Genomic DNA, 20,179 nt, shown 5'->3' with positions numbered 1-20,179 from the left:
TCTCTTTATGTTCCGTAGGAAACCCACCCTCAAGACAGTGCGGCGTTCGAACCGCCGCGGGCGAACGGGCCGGATGGAAGCCAACATCCTCCACGCTGATCTCGACGCCTTCTATGCCTCGGTCGAACAGCTGCTCGACCCGGCCCTGCGCGGCAAGCCGATCGCCGTCGGCGGCGGGGTCGTGCTGGCCGCGTCTTACGAGGCCAAGGCGTTTGGCGTGCGTGGCGGCATGCCGGGGCGGCGCGCGCGCGAACTCTGCCCCGGGCTGATTTTCGTCGGCGGCCATTTCAAGGACTACCAGCGGCTGGGCGACGCGGCCATCAAAGTGCTCGGCGATTTCACGCCCCTGATCGAGCGGATTTCCATCGACGAGGCCTTTGCCGACGTTGCCGGCTGCACCCATCTGTTCGGTCCGCCGGCCGAGATCGCCGACACGATCCGCCGCCGCGTGCGGGCAGAGCTTGGCCTGCCGATCTCGGTCGGCGTGGCGCGCACCAAGCATCTGGCCAAGATCGCCTCGCAAGTGGCCAAGCCCGACGGGCTGGTGGTCGTCGATCCCTGCCACGAGCTGGAATTCCTGCACGATCTGCCGGTCGAGCTGATGTGGGGCGTCGGCCCGGTCACCAGGGAGAGGCTGGCCGGCATCGGCGTCAACACCATCGGCGAGCTGGCGAAGACGCCGGGCTGGTCTCTGGAGCGCCTGCTCGGGCCGGCAGCGGGCGAAAAGCTCAACGCGCTGGCCTGGAACCGCGATCCGCGCAAACTCGAGACGCAGCGCCGGGCGCGATCGGCCGGCGCGCAATCGGCGCTCGGCAGGAAGCCGGCCGAGGAGCAGGTCTTCGTGCCGGCGCTGCTGCATCTGGCCGACAGGGTGGCCACCAGGCTGCGGGCGAAATCGCGACCCGGCCGCACGGTGACGGTCCGTGTCCGCTTTGCCGACCTGCGCTCGGTGACGCGCTCGATCACGCTCGACCAGCCGATTTCGGCAACCGCCATGCTGGCCGAGATCGCCGAGGCGCTGGTGCGCAAGGTGCTTGTCGATCATCCGCACGAAAAGACCATCTCGCTCTTGGCGATCGCCGTCTCGCATCTGGAGAAGCAATCGGCCCTGCAACTGGAACTGCCGCTTGACCTCGACGATGACCGCCGCCGCCCCGGCACCAGAAAGGGTGCCGCGCGCTGGACCGCCGACCGCGCCATCGACAAGATCCGCGACCGTTTCGGCTGGGAGGCAGTCGGTTATGCCTCGGTCGCGCTCGGACTGTCGCGGTCGGTTCCCGACGCGTTTCGCGAACTGGCCGAAAAGGAATTGTGAGGCGGCTTGGCCGGTGCAGGGAAATAGGGAAGCAGGGGAGTAAGGGAGTACGGAAATTGGCCTTACTGCCTCCCCTACTCCCCTACTCAAGCGAAGCCAACGGCGACACCGCAGGTCCGTTCAAAGCCGTGCCGTCGATAGCGAAATGCGAACCATGGCAAGGGCAGTCCCAGCAGCGTTCGAGCGAGTTCCAGTGGACATGGCAGCCGACATGCGTGCATGCGGCCGAGCGCTTGTGGAGCGTGCCGTCGTCATCGCGAAACGCGGCGATTTTGCTGAGCCCTTCGCGAACGATGGCACCTTCTCCCGGTCGCAGTCTGTCGGCGGAATCAATTTCGCCGGGCGCGACATACTCGGCAAAACTCTTGATCGCAGTCGCATTCTCCGCCAGGTAATCGCCGATCGCGCCTGCCGTCTTGCGCGACGGCTCGTAAAGCTCGCGCCAGCGGCTTTCGCCCTTCAGAATCAGGTCGGAGATCAACAGGCCGGCGACGACGCCATGGGTGATGCCCTGGCCGGAATCCCCAGTCGCCACAAAGACGCGGCTGTTGCCAGGATTGCGGCCGATGAACCCCGCATAATCGACGGTCTCCATCACCTGCCCGGACCACCGGTTCGTTTCCACGCCGATATCGGGCACCAGCCTTCTGGTCCAGGCTGCCAGGGCCGCGAAGCGGTCGCCGGCATCGTCGGCCTGCCCTGTTTTGTGGTCTTCTCCTCCGACGATCAGGAAGTCGGTACGGCCTTCGCCAGGCTGAAGCCGAACGTAGTGATAAGGGTCCTCAGTATCCCAATACAACGCATCCGGTAGGGTATCGCGCGCGATCTCGAACGACATCGCGTAGGTCCGATAGGGCGCTTGCTTGGTATGGAGGGCGACCCGGTCGTTGATCGGCGAGTTGGTGGCGACAACGGCCGATTTGGCAGACACGGTAAAGCCCGAAGCCGTGGTTACGCGCACGCCGCCGTCAGTCTCCTCGACCTTTTCAACGATGGTATCGGCATAAAGCGCGCCGCCGCGCGCGCGGATGCCTGCGACCAGCCCGCCGAGATATTTGAGCGGGTGGAAGGTCGCCTGATTGGCGTATCGAAGGGCCTGCGCATCTGAAAAGCCCGTAAACGGCACGCCCCTGATCTTCTCGACGTCGACCCCGATTTTCAGAGCCGCGTCCAGCTCGCGCTCGATATCGGATTCTCGGCCGCCGGAAGCCGGAAAAAGAAAGCCGTAGAGGCGCCGGAAATCGCACGCGATACTCTCCGTCTCCTGGATTGACTGGATACGGTCGATAGCCGCCGATTGGCTTTGATAAAAAATCCGCGCCAGGTCCTCACCGCGCAATTTGATCAGTTCCGAAAAATAGTCGTCGCAGACGGATGACAGGTGCGCAGTGGTGCGGGCCGTCATGCCGCTGCCGATCCGCCCGCGATCGATGACAGCTACCTTTTGTCCGGCGGCAGCCAGTTCGTACGCGACCGACAGTCCGGCAATTCCAGACCCGACGACGACGACATCGACCTGTTCGCTCTGCCCGAGCGGGACCGTATCAGGCGCTACTTCGGTCGGCGCCCAGAGGGATACGGTCCTTTCGTCGCTCACATTCATCGGCGGAACCTCCCATCCCCAACATTCGGGTAAACGAATGCGAGGTTTCAAAGTTCCTCCACGCGTTTGAGAGCCGCATAGGCGGCCGCTGGTCGTCAGACCAAAAGCGTTGCGCTACCCCAGGCGATCAGGGCGATGCCGGCTGCGCGGCCGACCCACTGGCCGGCAGGAAACACTTTTTCAGCCAGCACCAGAATGGCGAGCGCGGCAACCCACACCAGGTTCATTACGCCACCCACGAACAACAACGCCATCAGCATCCAGCAGCATCCGACACAGAACACCCCGTGCAGGGCGCCCAAACGCAGCGCGCCAAACGTGTGGGGGCGCCAGTGTCGGGAAAGGAACGCTGTCGGCGTCCGGCAATGCGACAGGCAGGCATTCTTGAGCGGCGAGAGCTGATACAGGCCCGCGGCGATCAGGACGATGCCTGAAAGCCAGCGGCTCTGCGAACTCATCATCGCTGCTGAAACGAATGCCTCGCGTTCGAGCAGCCAGTGCAGCGCGGCTGCCGCGATGGAGAACCCCAGCCAGACCAGGAGATAGCCTGCCATGAAAACGCCGGTGGGCGCGAGCTTGTCCTGGATCTGACCCTGTGCGAGCGAATGGCGATGCACGCGCGCATAGAGCAGGATCGTCGGCGCCGCACTCGGGGACATCATGGCGACCATCATGACCCACCACATCGCAATCATCAGCGCCCAGATCGCGGCCCCCCAGACCCGCGGTTCCGTAGCCATGGCCATACCGCTCATGTCCATGCCAGACATATCCATGCCGGACATCTCGGAGGTCACTTCGGCGGCTTGCTGGTGGGGGAAGAGCGCGAGCCTCGTCATCTCCCACGCATTCATGCCAAGCCCTGCACCGGCGACGATATAAAGCCAGGCCAGCAGGCACAACGCCACCACGCCCGCAATCGTGATGACGCGGTCGCGTCTAAGCAGGCGTTCCAGTGGCGACGCGCCGTCCATGCGGCGCGTCAGGCTCGTACCACCCCGTGATTGTTGAGATGCAGCCGCGCGAACTGGCCGTAACTGTCCTTCGTATTCACTTGAACCGGGCCGCTGGTTGTGCTCGAGGCACTACCGATCTCGGCGACCGCATATTCGAAGCCGTCCGGCAACACGATCTGAGCGCGCGACTCCGCGCCCGTCACCTTATTGCGGATCGGCTCGCCGACGGTTTCGATGTAGTCCTTGACGAAGATGCGGCCCCTGCGGCCGTCGATATCGAGGTCGAGATCGATCTTCGTGAAAACCGGATCATTCATTTTTGTCACGGTTGAGGCGTAGACGGCGAACATCGTCGCGAACGGGTCGGTGTCCTGGCCGGTCATGATGCGCAGCAGCGCGTCGCGCTGCCGGTCGGTTGCATTCTCGTCGACGAAAGCGATGCATTCGCCATTGCCTTCGTGGACCGCGCCAGGCCATTTGAAGATCGCAGCGATCCGCAGGCCGTCGAGAGCGGTTTCGCCATGATGGCCTTCATCGATCTGGATGCCGGCCACCGCATGGCAATGGCCCTTGTCGGGCAGCGCATTGAATTGACAGCCACAGCCATATTCGCAAGTGCAATTGACGAGTTCGCGTCCCTTGATTTCCCAAGACGTCATGCTGTCCTCCCTCATCTCGAAATATTAGACCACCATCATACACCTGCGCCGGCCGCGCCGCCATCCTGTGGCGCCAAGGCTGATCGCGACAAGAGACGGCAGGCCAACGCGGTTTCTTGCCTGATTTGGGGTGAACATCCGCCATGGAGATGGCGAGGCCGATATCGGAACGGCAGCAATTCGGTCGTAACGGGCCTTTGCGACCGCACCCCGCGAAGGTCCGGAAGTGAGCCAGAAGCGGGCGTCCGTTAGCGGTCCGAGCAGCAACGATTTTGGCAGGAAATCGGCCTGAGATGCTGCAATCATCACCATGTCCCGCCCAGGTTGTGGACACTTCCTTCTCAAAGGCGCACTCTTTGCGTGCGAAACGCGAGCTAGTGTTTCGCCCAATGCTTCACATGCTTGACTTGCGTCGGTGATTGCCTGACCTATCCGGATACTTCCGGGTGGGCAGACCTCACATTTTGTCGCCTATCCGTGATCAGGCTACGGCCTAAGGCACGCTGCAGCCCGTTCCGGATCAACCGGGAGGTAAACAACATGCCTGATTTTCAGCGCAGAGAACTTCTTGTTCAAGGAAGCGCGGCTCTTGCCGCAATTGCTGCTCTCTATACCTTGCGTTCGGCTTACGCTTTTCCAACACGGCCAAGCGAGGAAGTTGTTCCGTGGCTGGATCAGCCGACCGAAAGTCCCGATCCGGTAGGTATCCAGAACCAGCTTGTCTGGGAGGATCTGGATAGCTGGATAACGCCAAACGACAAGTTTTTCAGCATCTCGCATTTCAATCGACCAACGATCGACGAGAAGACATGGTCCATGGAGATCGGCGGCCTGGTCAAGAAGCCTTTGAAATTGTCACTCGCCGACGTCAAGGCGCGGCCGCGGCAGGAGGTCGTTTTCACAGTGGAATGCTCGGGCAATCACGGGTTTCCCTTTTTCACCGGCGGCATCGGCAATGCCCGCTGGGCAGGGACGCCGCTCGCCCCGATCCTCGAGGAAGCCGGCGTTATGGAGAAGGGCATCGAGGTCGTCTTTTTCGGTACTGACACAGGCGAGGTCGCGATACGCGACCTCAAGATGCAGCAGAACTTCGCTCGCAGCATGTCGCTCGCCGACGCGATGAACTCCGACAATCTCCTCTGCTATGAAATGAACGGAGCCGCCTTGCCGCCGGCCAATGGTTTTCCGCTGCGGCTCATTGCTCCAGGCTGGTACGGGATCGCCAACGTCAAGTGGCTGGAGCGCATCGAGGTTCGCGACACCCGCTTCATGAGCCTTCTGATGGCCCGTGACTATGTCACCATCCGGGAGGAAGAGCACAACGGCGAGACCGTGTGGACCGAGAACTCAGTCGGCCGGGCGCTGATAAAGTCCGCGCCTGCGAAGGTCACCCGGAAAGGTTCGGACTACCGCGTCATCGGGGCAGCCTGGGGGGCGCCGATCGACCGGGTCGAAGTGCAAATCGATCAAGGGCCATGGGCACCAGCGACCATCGACCACAGTGAGGAGGCCGAGCACGCCTGGAAGATCTGGTCCCTGGATTGGGCAAGTCCCGCTCCTGGAGAACACACGGTGACCTCGCGCGCGGTCAGCACCACAGGACAAATTCAACCGGCAATGGACGATCCCTTGATTGCGAGGAAACACACATACTGGGAAAGCAATGGCCAGGTGACGCGCCGCGTGCGTGTCGACTAATAACTTGCTGCCATGTGGCAATTGCGTTTGGATCTGCCTGATCCGAAAGCTTGCGGAGAGGGCTGGCGCCCCCTTCGCAAGCTCAATCAAAGGGCTGCGGCGGGCACACCGCCGGCCGACTTTGACCACGGCTTCGCTTCCCTTCTACTTCGACACCAATTACGACGCGCTTCTGCCGCCGAGCTGCAGCGGCGAAAATCGGCGGCCATCCTCTAGTTATAGCCACAACACGGTCGCGCACACTCGCGTCCGAAGCAGGACTAGAATAGGCTGAAGGCAAAGCCGCTTCGACCGACCAGGGAAGGCGCACGGCACGTATGGAGCGACGGCTTACGGCAATACTTGCTGCCGACGTGGTTGGCTACAGCCGCCTCATGGGCGAGGACGAGGTAGGCACGCTCGAGGGACTGAAGAGCTGCCGTCGCGAACTGATCGACCCCGAGATCAAGAAGCACCACGGCCGCATGATCAAGCTCATGGGCGACGGCGCGCTTGTCGAGTTCGCCAGCGTCGTCGATGCCGTCCAGTGTGCTGCTGAGATCCAGCGCCGGATGGCCGACCGCAACAAAGGCACCGCCGAAGCCCGACAAATCCGGTTTCGCATTGGTGTCAATCTCGGTGATATCATCGTTGAGGGTGACGATATCTACGGCGACGGTGTAAACATCGCCGCCCGTCTGCAGGCGATCGCAGAGCCCGGCGGAATTTGCATCTCCGGCACGGCGTTCGATCACGCAGCGCACAAAGTGGATGTAGGCTTTGCCGGTCTGGGAGAGCAGCGCCTCAAGAACATCGCCGATCCGATTCGCGTCTATCGGGTCCTGCTAGATCCCGGACAATCGGGGAAGATCGTGGCCGCGCCACACCGGCCCGGCTCCTGGATCATGATTTTGGCAGGAATCGCGACGGTCCTGTTGATCGCCTTGGTTGTAGGCATCTTTGCCTGGCAGAGGCCCTCCGCGCTTCAACGACCATCCATTGCGGTACTGCCGTTTACGAACCTGAGCGGCGATTCCGGCCAGGACTATTTTGCGGACGGCATCACCGAGGACCTCATCACCGACCTTGCGAAGCTTTCCGGTCTCGATGTGATCGCCCGTAACTCCGTCTTTGCCTACAAAGGAAAACCCCTCGTTTTGGCAGATGTTGGGCGTGACCTTGGCGTGCAATTTGTCGTTGACGGCAGCGTGAGACGGACCGGCGATCAAATCCGTCTCAACGCGCAGCTCATCGATATCGCCACTGGCGACAATCTATGGGCTAATCGGTTCGATCGCGGCATCGCGGACGTGTTTGCAGTCCAGGACGAGATGAGCCGGGAAATCGCCAGGGCGCTCGGCGTCCAAGCTTCGGCAGCCGAGAGCGAGCGAATGGCACGCCCGCCGACTGCAAATCTCGAAGCCTATGATACCTACCTGCGTGCGGAGCGGGAGGCGCGCACCGGTCGAGGCGACGGATTGCGCGAGGCGCTTGCGCTGTATGAGAAGGCACAGAAGCTCGACCCCACCTTCGCCGAGGCCTTCGCCGCCGACGCACGGCTGAGTGTCTATCTTTGGCGCACTGCCTCCGATGATATCATTCAGAGCGCGCTTGCGCGAAAGAGAGCATATGAGAAGGCAAGCCGTGCTTTGGAGCTCGATTCGAAGTTTTCATCGCCCTACGCCGTTCTCGGGATTATGCAGGTCATGGATCGCCGCTATGAAGATGCGGTCACCTCGGCGGAGCGTGCTGTCGCATTAGGCTCCGGAGACGCTGCGACGCAAATTGCCGTTAGTTATATCCAGCTGTTAGCCGGCAATCATAACAAAGCGGCATTAGCCGTCGAGACGGCATTGAAGCTTGATCCCAATCTGGCTCCGATAGACCGGGAGGTTGTCGGGGTTGTCTTGCTTTTGCTCGGGGACACCAGGAAAGCCGTCGAGACTCTCGAGCGCGCTCGCGACGATGCTCCAGAGGCGGGCAGCCTTAGGATTCTGCTCGCAGCGGCCTATGCCCGCGCCGGCCGCTTAGAGGACGCAAAAGCGGCGATTGCGGACGGCCTCCGGCTGGTGGCGAGGACCGAATCCTTGGCTCGACTGCGGTCGTTGGAAGCGTTTCGGAATCACTATGCCCATCTTCGCAACGCTGAAGATTTGGCACCGATCATCGACGCCCTACGCCAGGCAGGACTGCCCAAATGGCCGTTCGGCTTCACCGCGGATGAACAGGACCGGTTGAACGGCGCGGAAATCGCATCTCTTGTTGTTGGCAAGACCTTGAAAGGCAACCTCGAACCCGACGGGTTTCCAGCTATTATGCAGATCGAACAGGACGGCACGGCAGTCTTCCGCACGATGACACGAATGATCACGGTGAGGGTCTACGTCGATCGCGACCTGTTATGTGAGCAGAGCGAAAATATGTTTGGGCGCCCCATCTGTGGTCCCGTCTACAGACGAAGGGACGCTGCCGGCAACGGGTATTCTTATGTCAATGTAGGTATGGTGTTTCACTTCGTGACAGTGAATTGAGCTCGCAAGTCTCAGGGGTTATTGATCAAGTTCCAATCCGGCTCATCAACTGCCAACTTTGCTTCGACGACCGGCCATTTGGCATCGCCCTTCGGAACTAGATCATCGGCATTCTCCGCAAAAGCGGCCGCGTTCCCTTCGTCGTAGACCAGGTAGAGCTTGCCATCGATGATCTTGAACGCCTCCGGATCAACATTGACGGTGACAGATTCGTTGTTGGCGACTTCACCCGCGCAATACCCACCATATTGAGGAGCGTATTTGGCCGGCTCGCTCATGAACATTTCCTTGTGTTCCTTGCTGGCGAAATGCCACGGCGTGCCAAGCCACTCATAGGAAAAATCTTCGGAACCCTTCACGGCCTTGCCATCGGTGAAATAAGCGACCGTGTCGTAGCCCATGATCGCCACGCCGCCGAAGTAGCCGGTATTCACCGATTCGGCGAAGGCAGAGCCTGCACCGGCCATCAAGGTGAGCGCACATGCGACTGCCGACGCCGAATTGCGAACCAGTCTGATCGATATGTTCATCTGCGTTCTCCGTTCAATCGTGGATAGCTTCGCACTTCGCAGCGTTCGCTTCGCCAAGGACTTTCGCCTGGCACGTCGCGCCATGCCGTTTGAATAGTTTTATGATGTTGGTATTGCCCTTCCAGAACGCGCGGGTGGTCGGCCAGTAGCCGTGAGCTTCGGGATGGTTCACATCCGCGCCTTTGCCGATGAGGAACTCTGCCAGTTCAACGTGGTTTTCCTCACCCGCTACTATCAACGGCGTGACGCCAGACTTGTTGGCCGAGTCTTCCAGCACCGCCCCCTTCTCGAGCAACAGCTTGGCGATCGGTAGGCTTCCAGAAAAGGCAGCCGCATGGAGGGGGGTAAACCCACCGGAATTGCGTGCCATGACGTCGGCGCCCTTGCTAAGCAGGAATTCCGCAATGGCAAGCTGATCGTCGAGAGCAGCAGCGATGAGGGGGGTGGCCTGGTCGCGCGCCCGGCTGTCGACGTCGGCACCGCCTGCCAAGGCTTGCTCCACGGCACTCTTGTCGCCGGCAGCGATGGAGTCGAACAACGGCTCACCTGCGACTACTCTTGTAGCCGCCAATACCAGCATAGTAAGTGCCAGCAGTCCGCGCATCGTGTAAAATAGCATATTAGCTTCGAGTCATACAAGCTGCATTGGGCTCATCGGGCAGATGCCGGCGGACAGCGCGGCCGGATATCCGCTTTTGGGATGCAGCTATGGTCTGCTCAACGGCCGATATTGGACGCAAAGCAGCCATGCCGCCGTCGCGTGTGAGACTCTGCTTCGGGTCACAAGCAGAACAGCAGCCCCCTACGGCTCGTCCCTCTCATCGCGCAAATTAGACACAACGCGGCGGTTCTGCGACCTGCAGGCGGTATCGGGGCAGTCGCGGACGAGCCTGTCCTTGCCGTAGCCCTTGGCCCACATGCGGTTGCGGTCTATGCCGCCGGCGGCGAGGTAGTCCATCACCGCATCGGCGCGCTGCTGCGACAGCGCCGTTTCACTTGCGCCGGGATCGTCGGCGAAACCCTGCAGCTTGAGCAGCCAGCGCGGATGCTTTGCTAACCAGGCGATCTGGGTGTCGAGGGTGGCCTTGGCGACAGAATCGAGCGCGGCCGAACCTTGCGTGAAATAGGTGCGGCGGCCGACATTGAGGATAAAGTCCTCCTCGCTGCCCGGCTGCACGTTCTGGAAGCCGGCAATCTCGGCGTTGGTGACGTCGGGCGTGGAAGGGGCCAGCGTGTTGCTGGTCGAGCAGGATGCGACCAGCACCAGCAGGCCGGCGGCGAGCAGCCGGCGCGTGTTTTCAATCATGCAGTTCATGATGCGCCAATCATTCAACAGTGGTGGAAGCGGGCGCCTGGTCGGCGATGTGCGGCAGGACCTCAACCGCGGTGCCGATCGGGCAGCGCTGGTAGAGGTCGATGATGTCTTCCGGGAACATGCGGATGCAGCCGCTGGAAGCGTCGGTGCCGATGCTCCATGGCTCCAGCGTGCCATGCAGGCGGTAGCCGGTGTCGGCGCCGTTGCGGTGCAGATAGAGCGCGCGCGGCCCGAGCGGATTGTTGGACGCGCCGCCTGCGACCATGTGCGGTAGGTCCCGCTTGCGCTTACGCATTTCGGGGGGCGGGACCCATTGCGGCCACAGCGCGCGGCGATCGATCGTCGCGCGTCCGTACCATTTGAAGCCGTCCTTGCCGACGCCGACGCCGTAGCGGATGGCGGTCTTGTTTTCCATGATGACGTAGAGGAAGTGGTGGCGGGTATCGACCACGACGGTGCCGACCGGCTCGCTGCTGAAATACTTGACGATCTGGCGATGCCATCTCTTGTCGATCTTGACGAAGTTGGTCTTGCGATAGACAAAATTGTTGTCGCTGGCGGTACCGGCGAAAAAGGATTTTGTCGCCGCGGCTTGGGCAATATTGCTGGTTGCACCCACCGCGACCAGCGCCAGGCCGCCGAGCACGACACCCCTGCGTGATAAAACCATCGGCAATATTCCCCCCATGCCAAAAGCCTGGCGGACCATAGTTGAGAATTACTTCGCCTCAAAGTGGAAAATGCTGCGTTGCTTCAGTCCGCGGTGTCCGGACACTCGGCACTGGTGGCGAGTGACCGAATTGTGACAATCTTGCCGAGGACGAACGTCTAGCTTAACCCCATCCAAGACCTTAACCAAATTGGCGCGACTGTTTGGGACCGTAGCGTAGTTGCGACATTTGCCCTATCCGGACGTGTGAGCAATGCCGTGGGCAAACCGTGATGCATGCTTTTTTCGTTCGGTTGCTGCGATTATTGTGGTGTCCGGCGTGACAGGTTGCACCAGCATTTCCTACTTGCGGCCCCGTCCTTGGTGAAATAGGGCGGCAAGCACGTCGCCACCGTATTCGGCAAATGCTTTATAGCCCGATCCGAAATTAAGTTAAGTTTGGTATCAGCAGCTCCCCGAGAGCCCACCGGTAGAGATCTCGACTGTTCATCGAGCGGCCGTTGGTTCGAATTCGCTCTTCCGGCGGGATCATGCCGGCGGATAGCCGCCAATCCATTGGATTGCACAGTTGCCTCGAGCCCATCACAACGACTGAGCGAACGGCGGCATTCGGGATCGAGCTGAGCGTCGACAAACGGCCGACATGCGGGCGCAAAGCGGTCATTCGAAGCTCCACCAGGGAAGTCGCCTCCGGGTCACGGCGGAAGGTTCCACCCGCGACCGCAGGCTGTGCCAGATGCCACCTCAACAAATAACGAAGCCGGTGGCGCAACCTTGGCCGCGTCGCTTTCGTGCGCCATCTCCGTACCATTTCCAGCCCTCCCCTCACCGCTCCATCGCGCTGATCTTCGCGTCGGCCAGGCACCAAGACGCGTAGCGGAAGTCGCGGATCCGGACGATCTGCTCATCCCACCATTCGACCAGCATGAAACCGCGCACGGCGCCGTCCGGCTCCCCAGGGTTGCGGATCAGGATCGCCGGCCTACCGTCGACGAAGCCCAGCGACAGCGCCCAGTCGGTCGCGCGGTCGTAATTGCCGAAATAGGTCGACACTTCGGCCTTGCCGCGCAGGCGGAGGCGGTTGACGACTTCGAGCTGGATATCCTCGGCGATCAGCGCCCTGACCGCGTCGAAGTCACGCGCGTTGAACAGGTCGACGTAACGGCGCAGCCGCCGTTCGTCATCGACGTCGAGCCTGGGCGTGGCGACCTGCTCCGGCTCCGCTGCCAGCAGGCGCAGTTGCGCCCGCCCGCGATGCAGCGCCGCCTTGGTCGCGGCCAGTGTCGCGCCGGTCACCTCGCAGGTCTCGTGCAGCGAAAGGCCAAGCACGTCGACCAGGATCACGGCGCCGCGCTGCGCCATCGAAAGCTGCATGAAGCTGCGCAGGCCGGCCGCCGTGGCGACCCGCGCGTCGGCGCTGCCGGAGGGATCCTCGATCGTGGTCATGTCGGTCTCGGCCATGCGCGACCTTTCCCGATGGCGCCGGCGCAGATGGTCCTGCGCAGCATTATGGGCGATGCGAAACAGCCATTGCTCGGGCCGTTCAACCGTCATGCTGCCATCGACCGCCTGCAGCGCCTTCACCAGCGTGTCTTGCACGATGTCCTCGCCGTCGATCACCGAGCCGGCCATGCGGGCGCAGTAGCGGTGCAGCCTCGGGCGAAGCTCGGAGAGCATCGCCTCCAGCGCCGGCCGGTCGAGTTTCCGTGGGATCATGGCGTCCATTCTATCCGGCTTTGCCGTCCTCAAGCACATGATAGTTGCCGATGATCTTGGCAGGCGATCGCTTGACCGGGGTCGAACGCCGCTCCGCATGGTTTTGCGTGAACGTCTCGAAGGCCGCAAGCCCGGTCAGCGCGGATGTGTCATTTTCCTCGCCGACGACATGGATGAATTCGCCGTCGTCGAGTTCGAGCACGAGATAGCGCACGCTCTGCGGCGCCGTCTCATCCAGCGCTTCGAACACCTTTGCCACCAGCGCACGGTTCTCTTCCAGCCCGGTGTCTTTCACGCTGTAGCGAATGAGTTTGTAGCCCACGGTTCGTCTCCTGAATGATTGACCTGAGCAGAAGACGTTTCGCGTTCCCGAAAAGATTCTCGGCACGCCCGAAAAGATTCTCGGCACGCTATGAATCTTTTCGGCCGCCCGGATCGTCTTCCACCTGTGGGCGGCCGCGCGGCAGCCATCAAGGAGAGGAGAACGACCATGCACATCCAGTTTGCCGAGCTGCCGGTGTTCGACCAGGACCGCGCCAAGGCGTTCTACGCCAGGCATTTCGCCTGCCAGGTCGCTGCCGACGAGAAGATGGGCGATAGCGGCTGGCGCTGGATCGAGCTGACATTTCCCGGCGCCATCACCAACCTGCATTTCGTGAAGCGGGCCGACGACACGCCGGGCGCGGAGCCGGTGCTGGTGCTGGTCGACGAGAATGTCGAGGCCACGATCGCCGCTCTGAAGGCGGGCGGCGTCGAGATCATCACCGAACCGCAGGATGCGCCCTGGCAGCCGGGCCGCACGGTGGCGGAATTTCGCGACAGCGAGGGCAACCGCATGGTGATCGCCAGCCAATGAGCGGGGCCAGCCGGAGAGCGACCCTCTGAATTCTGACGCGCCCGTTTGACGGCTGGAGAGGTGGTGAGCAGACGATGGTTGTCATTCTGCAGCAATCTGACCAGAGCGATGTCCTTCGTGATATTCGCGCCACGCCTGTCGCAGGATTTGCACTGAAGACGTAAGGAAGATGCCTGCCATCAGCGCCGCCACCGCCAGATCGGGCCATGCCGTCGATGTGCCCCACACACCCAATGCCGCTGCCATAACCACAACGTTTCCGATCGCATCATTGCGGGAGCAAAGCCAGACCGATCGCACATTCGCGTCGCCGTCCTTGTAGGGTCGGAGCAGGAGCACGGAGCCAACGTTTGCCGCCAGCGCAAGAAAGCCGATTACGCCCATTATTTCAGCGCTCGGAAGTCCAAGGAAAAGGGTCTGATAGACGGTCGAACCAAAGACCCAGAGAGCCATAACGGAAAGCGACAGGCCCTTGAACAGGGCGGCCGTCGCTCGTGTGCGCAGGCTGGCCCCGATCACGGCGAGGCTCAACCCGTAGGTGACGGTATCGGCGAAAAAATCTAATGCATCCGCCTTCAAGGCCTGCGAACCCGCAAGCTGACCGGCCACCATCTCCGTCAGGAACATCGCCCCATTGATGCCGATGACTGTCCAGAGCATGCGCTTGTAGCGCGGGTCCATGCCGTCAAAGATTGGCACGCCCCCAGGGCAGCAAGCCTCTTCGACCTCGTTGCGAGCGGCCGTCGTGCTCACTGGAAAGACCAACGGCGTCGGGGCGCAGGAAGCGTTCGCTTCGTGATTGCAGCAATGGTCAGCCATGCGGTGCCTCCTTTTGCGCAGGCACCGTAGTCCCTATAGTGACTAGAGGTTCAAGAGGCTTTTTCATGGATTTTTCGATTGGCGAACTCGCGCGACGCACCGAAGTGAAGGTGCCGACCATACGCTACTATGAACAGATCGGCCTGTTGCCGCCGCCGCCTCGCACCGAGGGGCAGCAAAGGCGCTATGACAAAAACGCCGCGGCGCGACTTGGCTTCATCAAGCATGCGCGTGAACTTGGCTTCGATATCGAGGCAATCCGCGCGCTTCTTTCGCTGCAGGACAACCCAGATCAATCTTGCGGCGTTGCCGACAGGATCGCAAAAGCACGCCTTGGTGAAGTCGAGGAACGCATTGCCAGCCTCAACGCTCTACGAACGGAATTGCAGCGGATGGTCAAGGAATGCGCCTCTGGCCGGGTGGCTGAATGCCGCGTTATCGAGACCTTGGCCGACAGTAGTCACGGGCATGGCCGCTTAGTTGAGACCTGATAGTGCAGTCCGCAATGGGTCGATTCCGGCCGGTGGATACGGGCCGCTTGTAGCGTCACTTTGGCCCCTGCCCGCAATGCCCCAGCCAGGGCGGCGAGGTGGCGTCAGATCGAACGGATTATGCCACCGTCGACGCGAATGTTCTGGCCGGTGATGTATCCGGCCCCTTCGGAGGCGAGGAAGGCAATCGTCGCGGCGATTTCATCGCTGGTGCCATAACGCTGCATCGGCACGCTGTCGCGGCGCTCCTCGGTGGCGGGAAGGCTGTCGATCCAGCCGGGAAGGACGTTGTTCATGCGAACATTGTCGGCGGCGTATGTGTTGGCGAAGATCTTGGTGTAGGCGGCAAGCCCCGCCCGGAACACGGCCGAGGTCGGGAACATCGGGCTCGGTTCGACAACCCATGCCGTCGAGATGTTGATGATGGCGCCGGCTTTCTGCTTGACCATGTGCGGCGCGACGATGCGCGTCGGCCGGATGACGTTCATCAGGTAGATGTCGAGGCCGGTGTGCCATTGGTCGTCGGTGATTTCGAGGATCGGCGCGCGTGGCCCATGACCTCCGCTATTAACCAGGACATCGATGCGACCCCAGCGATCGAGCGTGAGATCCGCAAGACGTTGCAGATCGTCGTTCGACTGGTTGGAGCCGGTCACGCCAAGCCCGCCAAGCTCCGTGGCCAACGCCTCGCCCTTACCGGATGAGGACAGGATGGCGACCTTGAAGCCATCCCCCGCCAGGCGCTTTGCAGCCGCAGCGCCCATGCCGCTGCCACCGGCAACGACTACAGCTACTTTTTCTACACTCATCATATCTTCCTTCTCGGGTGACAGGAATCTGAACGCGATGTCTTCGAGGCTGAAGTAGTGATATAATCGGTATTCCCGGCTGGTTCGAACCAGAAAGTCTGAAATCAACCTGTAGAAAAACTCCTGGATGCCCGAAGCCTTCTATAGCTTGCCGGCGCTCAATGCGCTTCGCGCCTTCGAAGCGTCCGCGCGCCATCTCAACTTCCGCATCGCAGCCGAAGAACGTGACGCAGGGTGCTGTGGCGCAGCATATCCGCGGGCTGGAGGCCGACCTGGGGATAAAGCTGTTCGAGCGGCTGCCGCGCGGCCTCGCGCTCACGAGTGAGGGTCGCGCCTATGTGCCGAACATTCGCCGTGCCTTCGACCTGATCTCGGAGGCAACCCTGCTGCTGCGTCCCGAGCCGGCCCGGCTGACGATCAGCGTAACCCCGAGCTTTGCCACCAAATGGCTGATCCCGAAACTGCCGGAGTTCGTGGCGCACAACCCGCTTGTCGACCTGCGAATTCTGGCCAGCGAAAGCCTGTCGAGCTTCCAGGCCGACGGCGTCGACATCGCGGTCAGGCAAGGTCGCCCGCCCTTCGGCGCCGGCCTTCTCGTCGATCTCTTGTTTCCGCAACAGATCATCGCCGTGTGCTGCCCCTCCTTGCTGGCTGCTGGCGCGAGCGAAATCGCGCCGGCAGAAATCAAGGATCATGTGCTGCTCCACGATGCGCACAATCTGTGGCCGGAATTCATGGAAAAGGCCGTTGGTCTCAAGATGACGACGGAGCTAAGACGCATTCGCTTCAATCAGACCGCGCTTGCGATAGAGGCGGCCGTCGCGGGCCAGGGCATCGCACTTGCCAGCCGCTTTCTTGTCGCGGCTGACCTCGCCGCCGGCCGGCTGGTCCAGTCTCTTGGCGTGGAGATGCGCGGCACGCAGGACTTCTACGTCGTGGTTCCACGCAAGCAGCGGCACCCCGAGCCGACGCAGGCCGTTCGGCAATGGCTGTTGAACGAGGGGGATAAGGCACCGCTGAACGTCAGGCGGGGCTAACGGAAAGGAGCCGATCGGAGCCACCGTTAGTGCCTGTGTTCTCGGTGGCTATGTTCGTGGGGATGATCCGTATCCGCGCTCGTGTAATGCGCAAGATCAGATGGCATCAGCCGCCTAATCCTGGGAAAAGCTGATAATTGCCGGGAAGAGCCGCCAGAAGCCCGGGAAACAAGGCATTGAGCGGAAACGGGCGAGGACAGAAAGCCCGGTAGCCAGAAGGCGACCGCGCAACTTCACTTGGCACCAAAAGGGCATCGGCCCGGGACGCGCACGCAAGTTCAAATGGCATCAAAGGGGGGCAGTCTAATACCACGAGGCGATAGTCGTCGCCCAAGCGGACTGCTAAGCTGCGGAACCCCGGAATAGATGCGGAGTTGTAGGACATGGAAGAGAGCCAAATGCAGGACATTGCCAACACTCTCATGCACGTCGTCGAGCCGGACATGAGCCCCAAACAACTGATCAAGGCCGTCAAGAGCCGGCACCCTAAGGCGTCCAAAAAGGATATCGCGCGGGCAGCCTTCTTTTCGATCATAGCGAATGCTGAAGAGGATTACGGCAAGACAAGAAACCTCCAGGCATTCGCTATCGCGGAGCGCGTCGACGACACCCAGTAATCTGCCAGTTCCGAAAGTCACCTGTTCCTTCGCTGGAACAGTTGCTTCAGACGATAGTTTGGACTTTGCAGCATTCTCTTAGGCAAATCCTGTCCGATCGGATTGCCGATCAGCCAGCGTCCTTCCTCGCCGGGGGCCGCTGGCTTTTTCGTTCATGGAACCGAAACGACCAAGGCTCTTCGGACGTCCCGTCCCTGCTCGTTGGCGCCAAGCAGGGGTGTTCAGCCCCGGCGGCATCGGGCATCGGCGCTCTAAATTCACGATGATGATGCAACCACCGCCATGTCTTCGCGTTTACCGCCTTCGATCCTGGCGAGCGACAAAAATGACGGCGTTTATTCCTATTACAATCTACCTGAATCACAGGCCGATGGTGGTCGCCTCGATAGCAGCCGCTGCCAAGGCGCTTCAGCAACCATGGCCATCCATGGACAAACCGTCCCGACTTGAAGCAATCCGAATGATCGAGGAATGCCTGGCCGGACATTGCAGTCACCAAGCTGCCTACGCCGCCTTCGAGGCAGCCGCATCTGAACAGGGCCTCCTTGAAAGAAAGCCGCCTAGCGTGGGTCTCAAGAGACTTGACCGGGTAGCTGAAGATCTGATGTGAGGTCATTCCCATTCTCCCATCATCCGAACCAAGGCGAGCGCTCGGCGAGGCGGAGTTGGGAGAGTGCGAATCGCATAGCTTGCTCGGCCTCGGTGGCGTCGGGCAATGGGCTTTGGATTCGCCGGGATGCGCGTTCATAGCGGCACCTCTTGAAAGGAATTTGTGTCGGGCACAAATTTTTCCGCGGCCGCGTAGCGGTCATTCATAGAAACCCAGGCCGGAGTGCCGGCCCAAGAGCCAAGGAGGTCACTATGCTTGCGAAGCCGTTCGAAAAGCCTGTCCGTGTGTGGGTCGGACTTGGTTTTCCTCGGCAACTCAACACAGTCGTTGATGCCTATCAGTTCGCAGTGGAATGGTGCGGAAACAGCCCAGAACAGAAAGCCGCAATTCGCGCCTGTAAGGCCGCGCTGACCGGCGATATCGATGCCGAGACCGCGCGCAGCGAGTTCGTCGCCTTCGCGCGAAAGAAAGACATCCTGTTCGAGGATGGAGACATCCCGCCCGTCGGCATCAAGGCGCACCCGAGTCACGTCTGATTGGGTGTACGGTGAGGAGGCCGTGGTCATTCTGCGGCCTCCCTGAACTCCACCTCGTCCGGAGACCTGCGCTTCGGGGCGGCGTCCGCCATCAAGGCGTCGCCGTAGTCAGCGGCGTTCAACTTCCGCCATTCAGGATCGAAGCCGGGTCAACGGATCGTCTCAATCCAAGCATGGAAATACTCGCCCTTGCGCGATTTGATCGGCTGCCCGTGCGATGGTCGACCGGACCCCAGCCGACGAACTCCCACACGTTTTCGATGATGATGCGCTTCACCCGAAGCTCGGTCAGCCATGTGATGATGTGCCAGGGATCGGAACGCTGCTGATCCGACGTCGGCTTGCCACCGCGCGCAACACTGTGGTGCGTGCACGTCGGCGAGCCATCAGGAGGTCAAGGTCCCTCCGGCACCAGAAGATGCGGGCGAACAGTGGCGATGTCTCGCACAAAGTGCCGGGCTTCGGGGTGATTGAGGGTGTGTGTTTCAATGGCCGTCGGCCACTGATTGACGCAGACGAGTTCCATCTTGAGACCGAGTTCGGCTAGGGCGCGCTGGCACCCGGTCGACGACCCGCCCGCTCCACACAAGAGGTCGGCCACCAACAATTTGCGCTTCATGCCGCCCTCCCCTTGGAAAGCCCGAGTGTGCTAGACTTTCCTGAGGGGTGGAGGGCTCCAAAACGGTCGATTGGTGCAACGAGAGATGCGATCTGGTCGAACTGGCGTCGTTCGGGCTTGCTGCATTGTCCCTTTTTGTTTTGTGGCAAACCCTGCGACACATGCGGATCTCGTCTGAGAAGCAGAGCCGGGCCTATGTTGCTATCAAACGTGGTCGCATTGTCAGATTTACCCCGCCACAAGCGGGATCCGATACTTCGGTCCTGGTTTTCCTGATCGAGCTCGAAAATGTTGGCCAGACACCCGCTCATCGATTGACTGCTGACGCGATGATCTTCGTGGCAGTGGAACCGAATGCCAAAGCTTGGCGGATTATCACAATTGATTTCGCCGAGGAATCTCTCGGCCCGTCGCACATGCGCGAACTCGAAAATGAGGTGACGCCTAGGACTTGGCAGAGACTGCAGGACGAATTGAAGGCAATGCCTGAAGGCAAGCTTTTCTTCTTCGGCCGATGCGAATATCTCGACGTCTTCGGCAAGCGGCACTTCACTGACTTCTGCCTTCAGCCTCCTGAGAGTTGGAAATCCGGCGAGTGTGAGTTGCTGATGTCGAACAGTGGAAATAGTGCCGATTGAACATGGCATGGTTGCCATCATGCTGCCCTCGCCCTCGTCATTTAGAACCGCTGACAGGCCTCGCCTGGGCTGACTTGAGCAGCTGATTTCCGCCGGGAGCGCAGTAGAGGCAGACCAAATCCTTCAGCGTTTTGACCGACTGAGTTAATGCCAAGTGAAGTTGCGCGGAGGTGCC

General features: G+C 61.0%; 20 protein-coding genes and 2 pseudogenes. 9 read left to right on the top strand and 13 right to left on the bottom strand.

Annotated elements, in window-relative coordinates; all coding sequences use genetic code 11:
• Window positions 1–73: 73 nt before the first annotated feature.
• Window positions 74–1,315 carry a DNA polymerase IV gene (gene dinB, locus ABID19_RS02645; protein ID WP_354487784.1) on the top strand — a complete coding sequence of 414 codons (1,242 nt, stop codon included), beginning with the start codon at window positions 74–76 and terminating at the stop codon, window positions 1,313–1,315.
• A gap of 82 nt (window positions 1,316–1,397) precedes the next feature.
• Here the strand turns inward: dinB and ABID19_RS02640 are convergent, their stop codons facing one another.
• The 3 genes from ABID19_RS02640 to ABID19_RS02630 all read right to left on the bottom strand — a co-directional run bounded on the left by ABID19_RS02640 (window position 1,398) and on the right by ABID19_RS02630 (window position 4,533).
• On the bottom strand, window positions 1,398–2,918 hold the full coding sequence (locus ABID19_RS02640; protein WP_354487783.1) for an FAD-dependent oxidoreductase: 1,521 nt from the start codon (window positions 2,916–2,918) through the stop codon (window positions 1,398–1,400).
• 95 nt (window positions 2,919–3,013) lie between these two features.
• Complete coding sequence (locus tag ABID19_RS02635) at window positions 3,014–3,892, bottom strand: DUF2182 domain-containing protein (protein ID WP_354487781.1); 879 nt, start codon at window positions 3,890–3,892, stop codon at window positions 3,014–3,016.
• A gap of 8 nt (window positions 3,893–3,900) precedes the next feature.
• Window positions 3,901–4,533: a DUF1326 domain-containing protein gene (locus ABID19_RS02630; RefSeq protein WP_354487779.1), complete on the bottom strand. Its 633-nt coding sequence runs from the start codon at window positions 4,531–4,533 to the stop codon at window positions 3,901–3,903.
• A 540-nt stretch (window positions 4,534–5,073) separates the two neighbouring features.
• On the opposite strand from ABID19_RS02630, the gene ABID19_RS02625 reads away from it, so the two are divergent.
• Together ABID19_RS02625 and ABID19_RS02620 are read left to right on the top strand one after the other, a co-directional pair.
• Window positions 5,074–6,231 carry a sulfite oxidase gene (locus ABID19_RS02625; protein ID WP_354487778.1) on the top strand — a complete coding sequence of 386 codons (1,158 nt, stop codon included), beginning with the start codon at window positions 5,074–5,076 and terminating at the stop codon, window positions 6,229–6,231.
• 317 nt (window positions 6,232–6,548) lie between these two features.
• Window positions 6,549–8,741, top strand: coding sequence for an adenylate/guanylate cyclase domain-containing protein (locus ABID19_RS02620; protein ID WP_354487776.1), 2,193 nt, complete (start codon window positions 6,549–6,551; stop codon window positions 8,739–8,741).
• 11 nt (window positions 8,742–8,752) lie between these two features.
• Here ABID19_RS02620 and ABID19_RS02615 read toward each other — a convergent pair whose 3' ends face one another.
• From ABID19_RS02615 to ABID19_RS02590, 6 genes are all read right to left on the bottom strand, one after another.
• Window positions 8,753–9,271 (bottom strand): YHS domain-containing (seleno)protein, encoded by a 519-nt coding sequence (locus ABID19_RS02615; RefSeq protein WP_435528677.1) that lies wholly within the window; start codon window positions 9,269–9,271, stop codon window positions 8,753–8,755.
• Between the two features lie 13 nt (window positions 9,272–9,284).
• Window positions 9,285–9,875 (bottom strand): ankyrin repeat domain-containing protein, encoded by a 591-nt coding sequence (locus ABID19_RS02610; protein ID WP_354488280.1) that lies wholly within the window; start codon window positions 9,873–9,875, stop codon window positions 9,285–9,287.
• Between the two features lie 198 nt (window positions 9,876–10,073).
• Window positions 10,074–10,586, bottom strand: coding sequence for an OmpA family protein (locus ABID19_RS02605; protein ID WP_354487774.1), 513 nt, complete (start codon window positions 10,584–10,586; stop codon window positions 10,074–10,076).
• 10 nt (window positions 10,587–10,596) lie between these two features.
• On the bottom strand, window positions 10,597–11,256 hold the full coding sequence (locus ABID19_RS02600; protein WP_354487772.1) for a L,D-transpeptidase: 660 nt from the start codon (window positions 11,254–11,256) through the stop codon (window positions 10,597–10,599).
• 825 nt (window positions 11,257–12,081) lie between these two features.
• Complete coding sequence (locus ABID19_RS02595) at window positions 12,082–12,972, bottom strand: sigma-70 family RNA polymerase sigma factor (RefSeq protein WP_354487770.1); 891 nt, start codon at window positions 12,970–12,972, stop codon at window positions 12,082–12,084.
• Between the two features lie 10 nt (window positions 12,973–12,982).
• Window positions 12,983–13,294: a hypothetical protein gene (locus ABID19_RS02590; protein ID WP_354487768.1), complete on the bottom strand. Its 312-nt coding sequence runs from the start codon at window positions 13,292–13,294 to the stop codon at window positions 12,983–12,985.
• A gap of 168 nt (window positions 13,295–13,462) precedes the next feature.
• Between ABID19_RS02590 and ABID19_RS02585 the strand changes: the two genes are divergently transcribed.
• The gene (locus ABID19_RS02585) at window positions 13,463–13,828 is read left to right on the top strand and encodes a VOC family protein (protein WP_354487767.1); all 366 of its coding nucleotides are present in this window, start codon (window positions 13,463–13,465) and stop codon (window positions 13,826–13,828) included.
• Window positions 13,829–13,909: 81 nt separating this feature from the next.
• Here ABID19_RS02585 and ABID19_RS02580 read toward each other — a convergent pair whose 3' ends face one another.
• Entirely contained in the window at window positions 13,910–14,647 is a 738-nt protein-coding gene (locus tag ABID19_RS02580; protein WP_354487765.1) for a cation transporter, read from the bottom strand.
• A 65-nt stretch (window positions 14,648–14,712) separates the two neighbouring features.
• On the opposite strand from ABID19_RS02580, the gene ABID19_RS02575 reads away from it, so the two are divergent.
• Window positions 14,713–15,138, top strand: coding sequence for a MerR family transcriptional regulator (locus tag ABID19_RS02575; RefSeq protein WP_354487763.1), 426 nt, complete (start codon window positions 14,713–14,715; stop codon window positions 15,136–15,138).
• 104 nt (window positions 15,139–15,242) lie between these two features.
• Here the strand turns inward: ABID19_RS02575 and ABID19_RS02570 are convergent, their stop codons facing one another.
• Complete coding sequence (locus ABID19_RS02570; RefSeq protein WP_354487761.1) at window positions 15,243–15,947, bottom strand: SDR family oxidoreductase; 705 nt, start codon at window positions 15,945–15,947, stop codon at window positions 15,243–15,245.
• Window positions 15,948–16,074: 127 nt separating this feature from the next.
• Here ABID19_RS02570 and ABID19_RS02565 point away from each other — a divergent pair.
• The 3 genes and pseudogenes from ABID19_RS02565 to ABID19_RS02555 all read left to right on the top strand — a co-directional run bounded on the left by ABID19_RS02565 (window position 16,075) and on the right by ABID19_RS02555 (window position 18,211).
• Window positions 16,075–16,984: pseudogene (locus ABID19_RS02565) on the top strand (LysR substrate-binding domain-containing protein).
• Window positions 16,985–17,367: 383 nt separating this feature from the next.
• A complete protein-coding gene (locus tag ABID19_RS02560) occupies window positions 17,368–17,601 on the top strand; it encodes a hypothetical protein (protein ID WP_354487759.1) in 234 nt (77 codons plus the stop codon).
• 154 nt (window positions 17,602–17,755) lie between these two features.
• Window positions 17,756–18,211, top strand: a complete 456-nt coding sequence (locus ABID19_RS02555; protein ID WP_354487757.1) for a DUF982 domain-containing protein — start codon at window positions 17,756–17,758, stop codon at window positions 18,209–18,211.
• 134 nt (window positions 18,212–18,345) lie between these two features.
• Here ABID19_RS02555 and ABID19_RS34325 read toward each other — a convergent pair whose 3' ends face one another.
• Both ABID19_RS34325 and ABID19_RS02545 read right to left on the bottom strand, forming a co-directional pair.
• On the bottom strand, window positions 18,346–18,777 hold the full coding sequence (locus ABID19_RS34325; protein WP_435528676.1) for a hypothetical protein: 432 nt from the start codon (window positions 18,775–18,777) through the stop codon (window positions 18,346–18,348).
• Between the two features lie 122 nt (window positions 18,778–18,899).
• Window positions 18,900–19,366, bottom strand: a pseudogene (locus ABID19_RS02545) (DNA cytosine methyltransferase); the annotation flags it as partial.
• Between the two features lie 47 nt (window positions 19,367–19,413).
• Here ABID19_RS02545 and ABID19_RS02540 point away from each other — a divergent pair.
• Entirely contained in the window at window positions 19,414–20,004 is a 591-nt protein-coding gene (locus ABID19_RS02540) for a hypothetical protein (RefSeq protein WP_354487754.1), read from the top strand.
• Window positions 20,005–20,179: the final 175 nt, after the last annotated feature.

This window comes from Mesorhizobium robiniae (assembly GCF_040545535.1).
Lineage (GTDB): Bacteria > Pseudomonadota > Alphaproteobacteria > Rhizobiales > Rhizobiaceae > Mesorhizobium > Mesorhizobium robiniae.
The sequence above is the reverse complement of the archived record's forward strand: the minus strand, read 5'-3'. Positions and strand labels throughout refer to the sequence as shown.

What these genes read in the sequence shown, in the direction of transcription:
- ABID19_RS02570 (WP_354487761.1), bottom strand. Translation starts at nt 15,947, where the DNA reads ATGAGTGTAGAAAAAGTAGCTGTAGTCGTTGCCGGTGGCAGCGGCATG.
- ABID19_RS02630 (WP_354487779.1), bottom strand. Translation starts at nt 4,533, where the DNA reads ATGACGTCTTGGGAAATCAAGGGACGCGAACTCGTCAATTGCACTTGC.
- ABID19_RS02620 (WP_354487776.1), top strand. Translation starts at nt 6,549, where the DNA reads ATGGAGCGACGGCTTACGGCAATACTTGCTGCCGACGTGGTTGGCTAC.
- dinB (WP_354487784.1), top strand. Translation starts at nt 74, where the DNA reads ATGGAAGCCAACATCCTCCACGCTGATCTCGACGCCTTCTATGCCTCG.
- ABID19_RS02615 (WP_435528677.1), bottom strand. Translation starts at nt 9,271, where the DNA reads ATGAACATATCGATCAGACTGGTTCGCAATTCGGCGTCGGCAGTCGCA.
- ABID19_RS02600 (WP_354487772.1), bottom strand. Translation starts at nt 11,256, where the DNA reads ATGGTTTTATCACGCAGGGGTGTCGTGCTCGGCGGCCTGGCGCTGGTC.
- ABID19_RS02585 (WP_354487767.1), top strand. Translation starts at nt 13,463, where the DNA reads ATGCACATCCAGTTTGCCGAGCTGCCGGTGTTCGACCAGGACCGCGCC.
- ABID19_RS02580 (WP_354487765.1), bottom strand. Translation starts at nt 14,647, where the DNA reads ATGGCTGACCATTGCTGCAATCACGAAGCGAACGCTTCCTGCGCCCCG.
- ABID19_RS02595 (WP_354487770.1), bottom strand. Translation starts at nt 12,972, where the DNA reads ATGATCCCACGGAAACTCGACCGGCCGGCGCTGGAGGCGATGCTCTCC.
- ABID19_RS02555 (WP_354487757.1), top strand. Translation starts at nt 17,756, where the DNA reads ATGGAACCGAAACGACCAAGGCTCTTCGGACGTCCCGTCCCTGCTCGT.
- ABID19_RS02575 (WP_354487763.1), top strand. Translation starts at nt 14,713, where the DNA reads ATGGATTTTTCGATTGGCGAACTCGCGCGACGCACCGAAGTGAAGGTG.
- ABID19_RS02605 (WP_354487774.1), bottom strand. Translation starts at nt 10,586, where the DNA reads ATGAACTGCATGATTGAAAACACGCGCCGGCTGCTCGCCGCCGGCCTG.
- ABID19_RS02625 (WP_354487778.1), top strand. Translation starts at nt 5,074, where the DNA reads ATGCCTGATTTTCAGCGCAGAGAACTTCTTGTTCAAGGAAGCGCGGCT.
- ABID19_RS02560 (WP_354487759.1), top strand. Translation starts at nt 17,368, where the DNA reads ATGGAAGAGAGCCAAATGCAGGACATTGCCAACACTCTCATGCACGTC.
- ABID19_RS02640 (WP_354487783.1), bottom strand. Translation starts at nt 2,918, where the DNA reads ATGAATGTGAGCGACGAAAGGACCGTATCCCTCTGGGCGCCGACCGAA.
- ABID19_RS02610 (WP_354488280.1), bottom strand. Translation starts at nt 9,875, where the DNA reads ATGCGCGGACTGCTGGCACTTACTATGCTGGTATTGGCGGCTACAAGA.
- ABID19_RS02635 (WP_354487781.1), bottom strand. Translation starts at nt 3,892, where the DNA reads ATGGACGGCGCGTCGCCACTGGAACGCCTGCTTAGACGCGACCGCGTC.
- ABID19_RS34325 (WP_435528676.1), bottom strand. Translation starts at nt 18,777, where the DNA reads ATGACCACGGCCTCCTCACCGTACACCCAATCAGACGTGACTCGGGTG.